The 14550-nt window shown below is 55.2% G+C and carries 17 protein-coding genes and 1 pseudogene; 9 read left to right on the forward strand and 9 right to left on the reverse strand.

Annotated features, from left to right (window positions below; translation table 11 throughout):
• Positions 1–40: 40 nt before the first annotated feature.
• Genes NQT62_RS08450 through NQT62_RS08470 form a run of 5 tightly spaced genes read right to left on the reverse strand, consistent with a single transcriptional unit; the run spans position 41 to position 3686 of the window.
• Positions 41–691, reverse strand: coding sequence for a hypothetical protein (locus NQT62_RS08450; RefSeq protein WP_256764239.1), 651 nt, complete (start codon positions 689–691; stop codon positions 41–43).
• A 40-nt stretch (positions 692–731) separates the two neighbouring features.
• Positions 732–1382, reverse strand: coding sequence for a hypothetical protein (locus NQT62_RS08455; protein ID WP_256764240.1), 651 nt, complete (start codon positions 1380–1382; stop codon positions 732–734).
• A gap of 41 nt (positions 1383–1423) precedes the next feature.
• Positions 1424–2092 (reverse strand): hypothetical protein, encoded by a 669-nt coding sequence (locus NQT62_RS08460; protein ID WP_256764241.1) that lies wholly within the window; start codon positions 2090–2092, stop codon positions 1424–1426.
• Complete coding sequence (locus NQT62_RS08465) at positions 2089–3174, reverse strand: DUF2515 family protein (protein ID WP_256764244.1); 1086 nt, start codon at positions 3172–3174, stop codon at positions 2089–2091. Before NQT62_RS08465 ends, NQT62_RS08460 begins: the two co-directional genes overlap by 4 nt.
• A complete protein-coding gene (locus tag NQT62_RS08470) occupies positions 3171–3686 on the reverse strand; it encodes a PAAR domain-containing protein (RefSeq protein ID WP_256764245.1) in 516 nt (171 codons plus the stop codon). The genes NQT62_RS08465 and NQT62_RS08470 overlap by 4 nt, the downstream gene beginning before the upstream one ends.
• 172 nt (positions 3687–3858) lie before the next feature.
• Between NQT62_RS08470 and NQT62_RS08475 the strand changes: the two genes are divergently transcribed.
• Both NQT62_RS08475 and NQT62_RS08480 read left to right on the forward strand, forming a co-directional pair.
• Positions 3859–4881 carry a FecCD family ABC transporter permease gene (locus NQT62_RS08475; protein ID WP_256764246.1) on the forward strand — a complete coding sequence of 341 codons (1023 nt, stop codon included), beginning with the start codon at positions 3859–3861 and terminating at the stop codon, positions 4879–4881.
• Positions 4878–5687 (forward strand): ABC transporter ATP-binding protein, encoded by an 810-nt coding sequence (locus NQT62_RS08480; protein WP_256764247.1) that lies wholly within the window; start codon positions 4878–4880, stop codon positions 5685–5687. The genes NQT62_RS08475 and NQT62_RS08480 overlap by 4 nt, the downstream gene beginning before the upstream one ends.
• Here NQT62_RS08480 and NQT62_RS08485 read toward each other — a convergent pair.
• Entirely contained in the window at positions 5650–6279 is a 630-nt protein-coding gene (locus NQT62_RS08485; protein ID WP_256764248.1) for a class I SAM-dependent methyltransferase, read from the reverse strand. The two genes, NQT62_RS08480 and NQT62_RS08485, sit on opposite strands and share 38 nt — an antisense overlap.
• Positions 6280–6360: 81 nt before the next feature.
• Between NQT62_RS08485 and NQT62_RS08490 the strand changes: the two genes are divergently transcribed.
• Positions 6361–8364 (forward strand): alkyl/aryl-sulfatase, encoded by a 2004-nt coding sequence (locus NQT62_RS08490; protein WP_256764249.1) that lies wholly within the window; start codon positions 6361–6363, stop codon positions 8362–8364.
• Between the two features lie 15 nt (positions 8365–8379).
• Here the strand turns inward: NQT62_RS08490 and NQT62_RS08495 are convergent, their stop codons facing one another.
• On the reverse strand, positions 8380–9246 hold the full coding sequence (locus tag NQT62_RS08495) for a bile acid:sodium symporter family protein (protein WP_256764250.1): 867 nt from the start codon (positions 9244–9246) through the stop codon (positions 8380–8382).
• Between the two features lie 222 nt (positions 9247–9468).
• Between NQT62_RS08495 and NQT62_RS08500 the strand changes: the two genes are divergently transcribed.
• From NQT62_RS08500 to NQT62_RS08520, 5 genes are read left to right on the forward strand one after another with little or no spacing between them, the layout of a single operon-like run.
• On the forward strand, positions 9469–11049 hold the full coding sequence (locus NQT62_RS08500) for an aldehyde dehydrogenase family protein (protein ID WP_256764251.1): 1581 nt from the start codon (positions 9469–9471) through the stop codon (positions 11047–11049).
• A gap of 10 nt (positions 11050–11059) precedes the next feature.
• Positions 11060–11542, forward strand: a complete 483-nt coding sequence (locus tag NQT62_RS08505; protein WP_256764252.1) for an acyl-CoA thioesterase — start codon at positions 11060–11062, stop codon at positions 11540–11542.
• A 20-nt stretch (positions 11543–11562) separates the two neighbouring features.
• Positions 11563–12000, forward strand: a complete 438-nt coding sequence (locus NQT62_RS08510; RefSeq protein WP_256764253.1) for a DoxX family protein — start codon at positions 11563–11565, stop codon at positions 11998–12000.
• Positions 11970–12380 carry a rhodanese-like domain-containing protein gene (locus tag NQT62_RS08515; RefSeq protein WP_256764254.1) on the forward strand — a complete coding sequence of 137 codons (411 nt, stop codon included), beginning with the start codon at positions 11970–11972 and terminating at the stop codon, positions 12378–12380. The genes NQT62_RS08510 and NQT62_RS08515 overlap by 31 nt, the downstream gene beginning before the upstream one ends.
• A 2-nt stretch (positions 12381–12382) precedes the next feature.
• Positions 12383–13018: an LON peptidase substrate-binding domain-containing protein gene (locus NQT62_RS08520; RefSeq protein WP_256764255.1), complete on the forward strand. Its 636-nt coding sequence runs from the start codon at positions 12383–12385 to the stop codon at positions 13016–13018.
• Positions 13019–13048: 30 nt separating this feature from the next.
• On the opposite strand, the gene infA is transcribed toward NQT62_RS08520, so the two are convergent.
• Together infA and NQT62_RS08530 are read right to left on the reverse strand one after the other, a co-directional pair.
• Complete coding sequence (gene infA / locus NQT62_RS08525) at positions 13049–13309, reverse strand: translation initiation factor IF-1 (protein ID WP_256764256.1); 261 nt, start codon at positions 13307–13309, stop codon at positions 13049–13051.
• A gap of 11 nt (positions 13310–13320) precedes the next feature.
• On the reverse strand, positions 13321–13524 hold the full coding sequence (locus NQT62_RS08530; protein ID WP_256764440.1) for a cold-shock protein: 204 nt from the start codon (positions 13522–13524) through the stop codon (positions 13321–13323).
• A 206-nt stretch (positions 13525–13730) separates the two neighbouring features.
• On the opposite strand from NQT62_RS08530, the pseudogene NQT62_RS08535 reads away from it, so the two are divergent.
• Positions 13731–14537: pseudogene (locus NQT62_RS08535) on the forward strand (NYN domain-containing protein); the annotation flags it as partial.
• Positions 14538–14550 lie beyond the last annotated feature (13 nt).

Here is a 14550-nt window from a genome sequence, read left to right on the forward strand (position 1 = left end):
CGGATTGGGCTAACCTGTGCAATTTGATCAATGTTGAGCTCTATTGCTTGCGAAACGGTCGTTCTAGCTCTTTGTCAAATGGACCTACAGCAAGAGTGACCAAATACCTCTGTTCATTCGGATGACGATCGTCTTTAAAGCATGTAGCGATAACCACCAGTTGATAAATCTGTCCTGCATCCCAGTGCGTTGTGCCCGCATCACAGTTTTTAAGCTCTTCTATCCAAAATTGATTATTTTCATAGGCTGGATAATTTTCTGGATCATCCAAATCCCAGCCTGAACTCCTCCATTGATTCTGAAGATTCAAAATGATATTCAGTGCATCTTGAAGTGGTAATGGTTCTGTTTGAGGAGACAAACGAATGCGGTCAACTCTTCCTCGATTAAATCCAATCGCGAAAAATTTTGCAGGTGGTGTTGTGAATCTGTATTGAGGATCTGCAAAACGGAGATAAGCAAGGTCTTTCGGTTGTCGAAACCAAATCTCACCGGGTATGTCATCACCAATTCTGGCAGTTGAGCGAGCCTGCATATCTTTCCAAGGCTCTCCAATAATGAGTGCGATCTCTTTGGGGGGCTTCAGATGGTCGATGGCTTTGCACGCACCGATGTAACCGACTACCAAAATAGTCGCGGAAACCAACCAGTGCAATTTAATCCATCGCTGGACCACCGAGATATAGCTCATGGGATAGAGCGACCTTATCAAATGTCGCGAACGGTATGGTCTATCGCTTGCGAAATGGTCGCTCACGCTCTTTATCATAAGGTCCCATGGATATTGTGATTAAATAGCGTTGTTCTTTTGGATATCGCCGATCCTCAAAACAACTTGCAACAACCATTAATTGATATTGCTCACCAGCATCCCAATGCGTGGTTCTCGCACGGCAATCTTTTAGCACCTGAATCCAAAATGGACTATCTTGATATGCTGGGAAATTAACTGAATCATCCAAATCCCATCCTGATTTTGCCCACTGATCCTGAAGATTCAAAATGATATCGAGGGTATCCTTTAGCGGTAGTGGCTCAACCTGTGGGGACATCCGGATAAATTCAACAAGCCCCTTATCGTCAAAAGACACCGTAAAAAATTTCGCTGGTGGGGTTACAAAACCGTACTGGTTATCTGCAAACCGCAAATACGAGAGTTGCCTGGGCTCCCGATTCCAATTGTGACCAGGAATCTCATCACCAATGGTCGCTGTGGAACGAGCCTGCATGTTCTTCCAAGGCTCACCAATGATGAGGGCGATTTCCTTCGGTGGGGTCAAATAGTCAATCGTTTTAGAGACCCCGACATAACTAACTATCAACAGAGCAGCGGAGACAAACCAATGCTTTCGGATCAAATGCCAAGTAGGGATCACTTTCATGATCAGATCACACTAATTTTCAAATTTTTTGATGGGTATTTTCATTCTGAAGACCGGGTATCTCGTTCCACAGGGCTAAGTTTTGATGGCTCGTACCAAGGCTTCGCCATCGCCAAAGTAACCAAATAACGCTGTTTACTGGGCTCAGCTTCCCGTCCAAAACAGGAAATAAATATAAAAACCTGATAGTGAGTTGTTTGCCAATACGTATCATCAGGCTCGCAAGCTGAAATTTTTCGTCTCCACTCAACCGTGTCTTCATAAGGCGGATTGGCTACAGGATCGGTAACAACCCACCCCCTTTTTCGCCATTGGTCTTGCAAACTCAACACCACATTCAGTGCGTTCTGAAGGGATAGTGGCTCTATTTGAGGAGACATGCGGATGCTGTCAATCTTGCCTCGGTTAAAACCAATGGTAAAAAACTTCGCAGGTGGTGTTGTGAATCCATATTGAGGATCAGCAAAACGGAGATAAGCAAGGTCTTTCGGTTGTCGAAACCAAATTTCATCGGGTATGTCATCACCGATTCGAGCTGTTGAGCGAGCCTGCATGTCTTTCCAAGGTTCGCCAATGATGAGGGCGATTTCCTTCGGTGGGGTCAAATAGTCAATGGTTTTAGAGACTCCAACATAACCAACTATTAACAGACCAGCGGAGACAAACCAATGCTTTCGGACCCAATGTAAAATGAGAAAGACCTTGCTCATCGGATTGGGCGACCTTGTGCGATTTCACGAATGGCACTTTCAACATTTTGGCGGCCTGGGCCAATCAGCAATGAATGAAACTGACGGGCTGCACGAAGTACGAACGGCATTCGTTCATCAAAATTGGCAAGGTTGGCCAAGGGACTGTGACTGAATTCAATACTTCGCCCATCAGACAAAGGCCGGCATTGATTGGCCAGTGTCAACTGCACCTTCTCTTCAAAACTGGTAGATAAACCGGTAACGTAAGCAAACGAACTAAAAGCTTGGTTGGTTCCGAGAAGTGCAACCATGATCCCATCGTCGTAGATAGTAGGTTGCAAAATATTGAGTTGTTCATGCCGAGCTAAGAGGCGAACACTTTCAACAGTATCACCCCGCTCGATTGCCTCAAAAGCCGGAATGATTTCAGGAAAGTTTTTACCAAACTCTAATTTGGACTCAACAGGCCATTGGATCGGAAACCGGGAATTAGCGATAATTTTTTTCCGAACCTCAATACACTTCCTCATCTCCGCCAACCCCCGCTTCGCGTAAAACATGTGCAGCGGGTAGATGTCCAAAAACAGCGTGGTGTTGCCCAGTGCCAGTGTGTCGTATACATATTTCACGGAAACATCGGCAGCCGACAGCACACCCTTTACACCCGCAACACCCAATTGTGCACTGGGCTGCACCAGCACACGCCCCGCTTGTGTTGCGCGGTGTTGGCCTTCGCGCAGCGTGTTCATGTTGTCTGCGGCATGCAGCAAACCACAACCCACCTGCTTGGACGCAAAGGCTGCCAGGCCTGCCCATTCAAAGCGCGGGTCGCTCAGCCACAAGGCGGCGTAGGCGGCGTTAATTCGCTGGTTTCTGGCCACCGGGTCGGCAATCAATACACCGCCGGGTGCCACAATGTGTTCGGCTTCACGCTGGTAAATGCGCCACAGGCAGTCGCAAGTCAGCACTGGCACCTCGGCCACCCAGCGGTCTTTGCCATCGTAGGCCAGGGTGTTGTGGCAATTGCATTCGTCGAGGTCGCGGGCGCCTTTGTGCAGGGCCATGTGGTCGCTGGCCAGGCGTTGAAAGGTTTGGCTCATGGGGTGGACTGAACGGCCAAAGTGGCCTCAATGGTTTTTTTCACCACCAAGGGGGTGGTTAGCCCTTCGCTGTCCGTGTGGCCTGTTTCGCGCCCACCGTTGGAGAGTTCGATCACATAGGGCACCCCAACCAAGGGCTCGCGGGTGTCGTGGTGTCGCAGCTTGAATTGCACCACCCGCTCATCCGCTTGGTGTTTTACCGGGCTGGGCGGTAGCAAGTCGATGGGCAGCGTGGGCCATTGGCGGGTTAGGTTGCTGTGCTGTGTGCTGCCCTGCGAGGCCACCAGGCTGGCACCACAGGCTGTTTTCATGCCGGCATAGGCCAGCGGGGTGTGGTTAAACTGGTGTGTCGGGTTGCCTTCCACAATGGGAAACACCCCTTTGCACAGGGGGCATGCCACCTTGTGGCCCAGGCCCGCCACGGGCCTGCCTTCCACCACATACGCAGGGAAGCCTTCCAACACGGTGCCACCGTGGGTGGTGGTGTCACCTTGGCGAATCATCAGTGGCATGGCAATCGAGTTTCAAATTCATAAACACCCAACGCTAGCACGGCACCTTGCAGCATCAAAAAGGCGTCACCCACTGTGATTGAAACGGGTTGGTTCTGCCCATGCCTTCACGCTGCCCGACCCAGCAGGCCGGGGTATACTCGCTGCTGATGTTTTCTACAGCGCCCTCTGATTGAAACCCTTGATCGCCCACAACACTGACCAACACCGCCGCAACACCGCCATCGGGCTGTTGTGTGTGGGTGCGCTGTTGGCCGTGGTGGCCTGGGCGCTGTGTGCGGGCGACTACCCCCTCACCGTGGCACAAGCGGCCCATGCACTGTTGCACCGGGGTGACCCCACCGCGATTGCCGTGGTGTATGACTTGCGCTTGCCGCGCCTGCTGGGCGCACTGCTGGTGGGCGCAGCCCTTGCCGGGGCGGGCGCTGCTTATCAACTGTTGTTTCGCAACCCCTTGGTGTCGCCCGATATTCTGGGCGTCAGCACGGGTGCAGGCCTGGGCGCGGTGCTCGGCATATTTCTGAACCTTCCACAAGCCGGTGTACAGGGGTTTGCGTTTGTGGGGGGCCTGCTCACGGTGGCCTTGGTGGTGCTGTGCGCACGCGGGGTTCAACGGGGCGACCCACTGTTGAGCCTGGTGCTGATTGGTTTGGTGCTGGCCTCACTCGCAGGTGCCATCACCGCTTTGCTGAAGGTGCTGGCCGACCCTTACAACCAGTTGCCGGCCATGACCTTCTGGCTGTTGGGCAGCCTGGCCAATGCCAACATGAACCAATTGCTGTGGATTGTGCCAGCAGTGGTACTGGGTGTGCTTGGCTTGGCCCTGCGCCGCTGGAGTTTGAATGCACTGGCCTGGGGTGAAGACGAGGCCCGCGCGCTGGGGTTGCCCGTGGCCCGCATTCGGCTGGAAGTGATTGTGTATGCCACCCTCATCAGCAGCGCGGTGGTGTCGGCTGTCGGCGTGGTGGGCTGGGTGGGCCTGTTGGTGCCGCATGCAGCCCGCTTGCTGGTCGGGCCCAATTTCCCAAAACTGTTGCCGGTTTCCCTGTTCTTCGGTGCGCTGTTTCTGGCGTTGGTCGACACGGCATCGCGCGCTTTCACTGCATTTGAAGTACCGTTGGGTGTGATCACGGCGCTGTTGGGTGGGCCTGTGTTTTTGGCGTTGCTGATGCGGCGTGGCGGGGCAACACCATGAGCCTGAAGGCAGAAAACCTGTCGGTGGGCCATGGCCCTTGCGCTGTGGTTACACAGGTCACGTTTGAACTACAGCCTGGCCAGGCGCTGTGCCTGCTGGGGCCCAACGGCAGCGGAAAGTCCACACTGCTCAAAACCCTGTTGGGAATATTGCCACCGCTGCAGGGTGAACTGCAGGTAGATGGCGAAGCGTTTGACAACTTACGTGGCAACGCTTTGGCACGCCAACTGGCCTATGTGCCCCAACACAAAGACGACCCCTTTGCCTTTGCCTGTGAAGACGTGGTATTGATGGCCCGCAGTCACCAATGGCGGGGCTTGGGTGGCGCACTGTTGGGGCCACGCATGGCGGATCGGGAAGCAGCCCATGCTGCCCTGGCCCGTTTGGGCATTGCAGGTTTGGCCAAACGCGCCTTCAATCAATTGTCGGGTGGGCAACAGCAACTGGTGCTGATGGCCCGTGCGCTGTGCCAAAACAGCCGCTACATTTTGCTGGATGAGCCCACCGCCAGCCTGGACTTTGCCAATGCCGCATTGGTGATGAACCAACTGGAGCAATTATTGGTCGATGGCGAACATGCCGTGCTATGGACCAGCCACGACCCGCAACAGGCATTGCACCTGCAAGCCCAGGTGATGCTGCTGCACAAAGGCAGTGTGCTGGCCCAAGGGGCTGCCAGCGAGGTCATTCAGGCTCACAACCTGAGCCTGCTCTACAACCTGCCGATTGACGTGGTGCAAACCGCTTCAGGTCCGTGGATACGGGCAACTACCCCCGATAGGCCTGGCCCCAGTAGTTGTACGTGAATATCTTCGGGCCAGGCACATAGCCGGTGTTCAACTCATCCAGCTTGAAACCCGCCTCACGCAACAGGGCCGGAATATCCCGATTCAGGTGGCACCCACCGGCCAGCGGGCCCCACAGGGGTTGAATGCGGTTTTGCCAACGGTGAATGTGGGCATCCGGCGCAACACCATGTTCACAAAACAGCAACACCCCATCGGGCTTGAGCACCCGGCGCATTTCACGCAAGGCTGGCAAAGGCTCGGGAATGGTGCACAGGGTAAATGTCATTACCAGGGTGTCGATGCTGGCATCGGCCAAGGGAATGGTATCGGCTGGCAAGCCCAGCAGCTCAACACTCAAGCCAGCCGCTTTCATGCGCTTGCGGGCCAGTGCATGCATTTGCATCGCTGGGTCCAGGCCCAACAGCTCGGTCACTTGGGCGGTATCGTAGTGGCACAGGTTCAGGCCAGTCCCAATGCCAATTTCCAGCACACGGCCCCGCGCGCGGGGTACCACCTTGGCCCGCTGCTGGCCAATCGCTTTCATGCCACAGGCTTTGTCGATCATGAAAGGCAATATCTTCTTGTCGTACCAATCTGCGATCATTCCCATGCGTATTGTCCTGCTGTGCAGCCTGTAAAAATTGGGTTAGTCTCACCGACAGAATACAAAAAAATACACGGAGACATACCCATGAAAGCCCCCATGAGCCCGGTAACCACACCGATTGGCCGATTTGCACAGCACACCCTTCCGCTTGGCCTGCTGCTTGCACTGGCCGCCTGCTCCAAAACACCCAGCACAGCAGTGGATACGCACAGCGCCGCCTCGGCCACGGTACAAACCGTCAATGCCGATGTGGCCAAACTGCCATTCATGGACCAAAACCAGTCGCTGGAGGACGCCCAACGCGGACTGGTTGCCAAGCCCACCGGGCAAATCAAGAATGCCGCCGGGAAGGTTATTTGGGACTTTGATGCCTTCAACTTCTTGCAAGGCCCTGCCCCCAGCACGGTGAACCCCAGCCTGTGGAAACAGGCCATTCAGAACAACCAGGTGGGCTTGTTCAAGGTGGTGGATGGCATTTACCAGTTGCGCGGGTTCGACCTGGCCAATATGACGCTGATCGAAGGCAAAACAGGCTGGATTGTGGTGGACACCCTGACCTCGGAGGAAACCGCCCGATACGCCATTGATTTTGCGCGGAAGCACCTGGGCAACAAACCCATCACGGGCATTGTGTTTACCCACAGCCACATTGACCACTTTGGTGGTGTGCTGGGCTTGGTCAGCGCCAAGGAAGTGAAAGAACGGAATATTCCGGTGGTGGCACCTGAAGGGTTTATGGAAGAAGCCACCAGCGAGAATGTGCTGGTGGGTCCAGCCATGGCCCGCCGCTCCATTTACATGTATGGCAACACCCTGCCCCGCAGTGCAGAAGGTTTGGTGGACAATGGCTTGGGCAAGGCTGTAGCGTACGGTACGGTGGGTATTTTGCCACCCACGGTGTTGGTGAAAGGCAAGGCTCAAACGGTGAGCCTGGATGGACTGGATTTTGAGTTCCACAACGTACCGGGTAGCGAGGCACCGGCTGAGTTTGTGTTTTACCTCCCCCAGTACAAGGCGTTTGGTGCAGCCGAGCTGTTTGGGCACACCCTGCACAACCTGTACACACTGCGGGGCGCCAAAGTGCGGGATGCTTTGAAGTGGTCCAATTACATGAACGATGCCATGCAATACGCCGCCGATGCCGAGGTGAGCTTTCACCAACACAACTGGCCGGTGTGGGGCAAAGCCAATATTGCCAACTTCATGGAAAAACAGCGGGACACTTACAAGTTTTTGCACGACCAAACCGTTCACCAGTTAAACCAGGGGCTGACAGCTTCCGAAATTTCGGAAGCGGTAAAGCTGCCAAAGTCACTAAACGAGTTTATGAGTACACGCGGTTACTACGGCACCGTGAGCCACAACGTGAAGGCGGTGTATCAGTTCTACATGGGCTGGTATGATGCCAACCCCGCCAACCTGAACCCCCTGCCCCCAGTGGAACAGGCCAAGCGGTATGTGGCGTTGGCCGGTGGCGAAAGCAATGTGCTGAAAGCAGCCCAGGCCGCGTATGACAAAGGGGAGTACCGGTGGTCGGCGGAGTTGCTAAAACATGCGGTGTATGCCAACCCGGACAGCAAACCCGCGCGTGAATTGCAGGCCCAGTGTTTTGAGCAGATGGGTTACATGGCCGAGTCGGGCCCTTGGCGCAATGTTTACCTCACCGGTGCCAAAGAACTCCGGCAAGGTGCACCCAAAGATGCAATCAAGCGCAACCAGTTGCTCAACATGCTGGAACAAACTCCGGTGGAGCGTTTTCTGGAAGCGATGTCTGCGGCGGTGAATGCTGAAAAGGCCGAGGGCGAAGACCTCACCATCAACTTGAGCTTTTCCGACACTGGCGAAAACTATGTGTTACACATCAAGAACAGTGTGCTGCACCACACCCTGGCACCACGCAGCAAAGAGGCCGCAGGCACACTGGTGTTGACCAAACCGTTTTTCCTGCAAATGATGATCGGCGAGGCAGGCGCGAAGGACCTGCTGCTGTCGGATCAAACCAAGATTGAAGGCAGCACCTTGAAGGTGGGCAAGTTCTTCGGCATGCTCGACAAGGCCGAGGGCAACTTCAACATCGTTACCCCCTGACCTTCAGCGACAGGGTCAATCGCGACGCCCGCGGTTGACCAGCACACCGAACACGGCGGCCGTGAAGAACACGAGCCCGCCGTAAACAGCGGCCGGCAAGGCCATTTGCGGGTTGTCCAACAGATTGGGACTCATGGCCATGGCAATGGCCAGTGTGCCGTTGTGAATGCCGATTTCCATGCCGATGGCGATGGACTGTCGCTGATCAATGCCGGTGAAACGGGGCACCCAATACCCCACCGCCAGACTCAACACATTGAAGGTCAGCACCACACCACCGATGATCGCAATGCTGGCGTACAACACACCCCACTGTGTCACCGTCACCAACACCACCACAGCAATCAGGAAGAACAGGGAGAAAGCCCGCACCGGCTTGTCCATGCGCGCTGAGAAATCGGGCGCCTTGTGGCGGATGAACATGCCGATCATGACAGGAATCATGACAATGGCAAACACCTGCAACACCTTGTCGAATTGCAGCGGCAACACCGCGCCGTGCTCAAAAAAATACATCAATGACAAGTTCACAATGAAAGGCATGGTGACGATGGCAATCACGGAATTGATGGCGGTCAGGGTGATGTTCAGGGCCACATCGCCATGCGCCAAGTGGCTGTACAGGTTGGCAGAGGTACCGCCGGGCGAGGCCGCCAGCAACATCATTCCCACAGCCAGTTCGGGTGGCAGCCTGAACAACAGGCAGAGCACAAAGCACGCAGCAGGCAACAATACCCCTTGGCAGAGCAAGGCCACCACCACCGCTTTGGGATACACCAGCACACGCTTGAAGTCGTTGAGGGTGAGGCTTAAACCCAGCCCCAGCATGATGATGGCCAGTGCCACAGGCAAGCCGACCGTCAGAAAAACGCTTTGATTCAATTCCTGTCTCCGGAATGTTCTTGTTGTTTTGAATAGTGTTCCGTGAGTGTCCCCGAAAGGCCTGCTGCTGCGCAAGCCAGTAATTTTGCAGGCTTTGTCACTCAAACCGGCGATATTTTCGAGTCCATCCTCCACGCTGCATGTTGACAACTGTTTACCTGCGTCGGCACACTAGGCGCCAAACTGACAATAATCATTTTCACATTGACGGAGACCTTTGTCATGAACCTGGCCGACTCCAAAGCCCTGGCGCAAACCGTGGGCACCAACCCCGCCACAGGCCAAGCACTGGGCGCACTCGTGAACACCCCGATTGAACAGATGCCCGCAATTTTCGAATCGGCCCGGCAAGCACAGGCCGTGTGGGGTGAGTTGAGCTTTCGCCAACGTGCGCGGCACATTCGCAAAATGCGCGAATACATTGTGAACAACGTCGACCGACTGGCTGAAATCGTGAGCCAAGGCAGCGGCAAAACCTTCATGGACGCACTCACGACCGAAGTGCTGCCCTGCACACTGGCCTGCAACTGGTACGGCAAGAATGCTGCGAAGGTATTGAAACCCCAGCGGCGTGAGGCCTCCAGCATCATCTGGATTGGCAAACGCTCACTGGTCACGCATGAACCCTTGGGTGTGGTGGCCATCATCAGCCCCTGGAATTACCCACTGTCCATTCCATTTGGCGAAATTGTGATGGGCTTGATGGCCGGTAACGCCATCCTGCTCAAGGTGGCAGCAGCCACACCCATGGTGGGCAAGGCCATTGAAGAGATTGTGGCCGCCGGTGAACTGCCCCAGGGCTTGTTCCACCACATTGTGGGCCCCGGTGCCGACATTTCCACGGCGTTTTTCAACCAGGGTGTGGACAAGATTTTCTTCACCGGTTCGGTGCCCGCTGGAAAGGACCTGATGGCGCAAGCGGCCAAAACACTCACACCGTTGTCATTGGAGCTGGGTGGCAAAGACCCGATGATTGTATTGGAAGACGCCGACCTGGAGCGTGCAGCAGGCGGCGCAGCCTGGGCCGGTTTCCAGAACAGTGGACAGTCCTGCGCAGGTGTAGAGCGCATTTATGTGCAAGCGTCGGTGTATGACCGCTTTGTGCAACTGTTGGCCGACAAAACCCGCGCACTGCGCCAAGGTGTACCCAGCGCACACTGCAACGTGGATGTGGGGGCCATGACCACCGCCAAACAACGCCGCTTGGTCGAACGCCACGTGGAGGAAGCCGTGGCGAATGGTGCCAAGATTGAAGCCCAGGCCCAACTGCAAAACGGACTGCAAGGCGAATTTTTCCCAGCCACCGTGCTCACGAATGTGAACCACACCATGGCAGTAATGCGTGAAGAAACCTTCGGCCCCGTGTTGCCGGTCATGAAGTTCAACACGCTGGACGAAGCCGTGGCCTTGGCGAATGATTGCACCATGGCCCTATCGGCCTCGATTTGGACCCGGGACACGGCCAAGGGCAAGGCGTTGGCCAAACGCGTGCGCGGTGGCGTGGTGGTGATCAACGACCACCTCTATACGCACGGCATGTCGGACCTGCCGTGGGGTGGCCCCGGTGAGTCGGGCATTGGCCGCACCCATGGCCCGGAAGGCCTCATCGAAATGAGCCGCCTGAAAGCCATCAACTGGGACCTGCTGCGGGCCCGCCGCAACCTCTGGTGGTACCCGCAAGACCGTGCCACTTACAACGTGCTGAAGCAGGCCATTCGGTTGGGTTCACCCCGCAACATTGGCGAGTTCTTGCTGTCAGCGTTGCGCGTGGTACCTTACATGGTCAAACGCATGTACTTCTGACGGGAACCGAATGGACGCACTGACCAACGAAGAACTCGACACCGCTTCGGGGCTGAAGTGGTCGGTGCCCACGCCCTTTGTGGCCAAAGTCCAGGTGCAGACCGTGCACATGGACGAATACCGCCACACCAACAATGTGGTTTACCTCAGCTGGATTCAGGACATTGCACGACTGCATTCTGCAACGCAGGGGCTGACCTTTGAGGATTACGTGCAACTGGGTGTGGGCTGCGTGGCCCGCAAACACGACATTCACTATGTACAGCCCAGCTATGCGGGCGACACCTTGTATGTGGCCACCTGGGTGCAGCGCAATGAAGGCCGCAGCGACATGTGGCGTGCCACTGAATTCATCCGGAAACAGGATGGTGCGCTGATTGCCAAAGGCCTCACACAGTGGGTGTGTGTGGACATGGCCACTGGTCGCCCCAAGCGCCAACCACCCGTGTTCCTGAGCGCCTATTCCACTCACCCTGCACTGTCAAATACCTGAAACCGGACTGGATGTTCACCATGTTGCCTTTGAATGTGTCGCTGTTGGCCCGTGCGTTTGTGGTGCTGTGGTTTGCCGTTGGGGGGGTGGGCCATTTCATGGCCACCGACTTTTTTGTCGGCATCACGCCACCCTGGGTGCCTTATCCCACCGAAGTCATTTGGGCCAGTGGTGTGCTGGAACTGATGGGTGCCGCGGGCTTGCTGATCCCGAGCACACGTCGGCTGGCCGCTGCTGGTTTGTTTGTGCTGACCCTGGCAGTGACACCCGCCAATATTCACATGGTGATGCACCCCGACCTGTTTCCCCAATTTCCGTTGGCGCTGTTGTATGTGCGCCTGGTGGTTCAAGTGTTTTTACTGGTGTGCATTGTGAAAGCAGCTGGGCTAGACTGTGTGGGCAGTAGTCCAGCAGGAGACCGTTCACCATGCCCATCACCAAAGGCGTCCAAGCCCTGATTGCGGAAGCCCGCACAAAAATCAAAACCCTGAGCCTCGACGAGGCCAAAGCCAAGCTCAACAACCCCGATGTGGTGTTTGTCGACATTCGCGATCCGCGCGAGCTGGAGCGGGAAGGCATGATTCCCGGTGCCTTTCACGCACCGCGCGGCATGCTGGAGTTTTGGGTAGACCCGGCCAGCCCCTATTACAAAGAGATTTTTGGCAGTGGCAAAGAATTTGTGCTGTATTGCCAATCGGCCTGGCGTTCCAGCCTGGCCACTGCCGCCCTGCAAGACATGGGGCTCACACCCGTGACCCATGTAGAAGGTGGCTTTCGGGCCTGGAAAGAAGCTGGTTTGCCAGTGGCCGACAAACCGACCAAACAGGCGCAGGGCTAATCATGAACACGCCCATCCAAACACCCATACAAGCGTTGCCCTTGTTCCCGCTGGGCACTGTCCTGTTCCCCGGGGGCATTTTGCCTCTGCAAATTTTTGAGGTGCGTTACCTCGACCTCGTTCGCCGTTGTCTTCGCGAAGGGTCACCGTTTGGCATCATCAGCCTGCTGGAAGGCCATGAGGTCCGAAAACCGGCTGAGCAAGTGAGCCTGGCGCGCTTTGGTACCTTGGTGCATGTGGATGAATGTGAAGCGCTCAGCCCCGCCTTGCTGCGCATACGGTGTAAAGCGAGCCAACGGTTTGAGTTACTGGATGCAGAGCAACAGCAGGGTGGATTGTGGGTGGGCCGGGTCCGTGTGCTCGACACCGAGCCAGACATTGCCCTGCCAGACGATTTGGCATCGGCTGGACGGCGGCTGGGTGAATTGCTCGAAAGCCTTGAGGAACAGAATGTAGCGGCCGAACAATGGCCGTTTGACAAACCCTACAAGCTTACCGACTGCGCCTGGGTAGCCAACCGCTGGTGTGAAATATTGCCGATGAACAAGGACACCAAACTGCAAATGCTTGCATTGGACAACCCGTTGATTCGACTGGAATTGGTGAACGATGTGTTGATTGAACAGGGTTTGGTGTAAACACCCCAAACCCCGCCCAGCTCAATCTGATCAATAACGCCGTTTTCTGGGGGCAGGCCCCGCACCACGGGTATCGATGTGGCGGAAGGTGATGCGACCTTTGCTCAAGTCATAGGGCGACATTTCCAGCGACACGCGGTCACCCGCGATGATGCGGATGTGATTCTTGCGCATTTTGCCTGCGCTGTACGCGATCAGTTTGTGACCGTTTTCAAGGGTCACCAGAAAGCGGGAATCCGGCAGAATTTCATCCACCATGCCGTTCATTTCAAGCAATTCTTCTTTGGCCATGGTTGACCTCTTTACGCATTGCGAATGTTGGATGCCTGGGGGCCTTTGGGGCCTTGGGTCACATCAAACGTCACATTCTGGCCTTCTGAAAGGCTTTTGAATTCTGAACTCTGAATTGCGGAATAATGCGCAAACAAATCCTTGCCGCCATCGGCGGGGGAAATAAAACCAAAACCTTTGGAATCGTTAAACCACTTTACGGTACCAGCTGCCATTCTTGAAACTCCTGAAAAAATAAAAAGGGGTGTTGCCCCATCGGGGCGACAGTCAAGAAGGCAAACGGATGAAAGGCAGAATACCGCGCTGAGCGGATAAAAAACCCAGCAGCAAAAAGCTGGTCTTGAAGATCGCGTGGTTGCACTATCCTCCCGTTCTGCAACAATTGCAAACATTATCGACATTTAATTGCTCAAGGAACCCGATGGCCGGTCAAACCGAAATCACCAACATGGCCCTGTTTTGCGACTTTGAAAACGTGGCATTGGGCGTTCGCGACGCCAAATACGCCCAGTTTGACATTCGCAAAGTGCTGGAACGCCTGCTCCTGAAGGGCAGCATTGTGGTGAAAAAAGCCTACTGCGACTGGGAGCGCTACAAGGAATTCAAATCCACCATGCATGAGGCGGCCTTTGAACTGATTGAAATACCGCATGTTCGGCAATCGGGCAAAAACTCGGCCGACATCCGCATGGTGGTGGATGCACTCGACCTTTGTTACACCAAAGCGCATGTGGACACCTTTGTCATCATCAGCGGTGATTCCGACTTTTCCCCACTGGTGTCCAAACTGCGGGAGAACAACAAGCACGTGATTGGCATTGGTGTCAAAGACTCCACCTCCGACCTGTTGAGTGCCAATTGCGACGAATTCATTTTTTACGACGACCTGGTGCGCAAACAGGACACCAAAAAGAAAACCGCAGCCAGGAAGGCCCCTGCCAAAAACACGGCGGACAACACCAAACCGGCCGAACCCAAAACCGATGATGACAAGCGGCAGGAAGCCATGGAATTTTTGGTGGAAACCGTGGAGGGTTTGATTTCCGAGCGTGGGTCAGATGAAAAAATTTGGGGCTCCATGGTCAAAACCACCATGCAACGCCGCCGCCCGGGCTTTACCGAATCCAGCTATGGCTACCGCTCCTTCCGGGAAATGGTGCTGGATGCCCAAAAGCACAAACTGCTGGTGCTGGTGCGCGATGAAAAGTCCGGTCAGTACATGGTTCGACTGGTGTCTGACG

The organism is Limnobacter humi, assembly GCF_024518835.1.
GTDB classification, from domain to species: domain Bacteria; phylum Pseudomonadota; class Gammaproteobacteria; order Burkholderiales; family Burkholderiaceae_B; genus Limnobacter; species Limnobacter humi.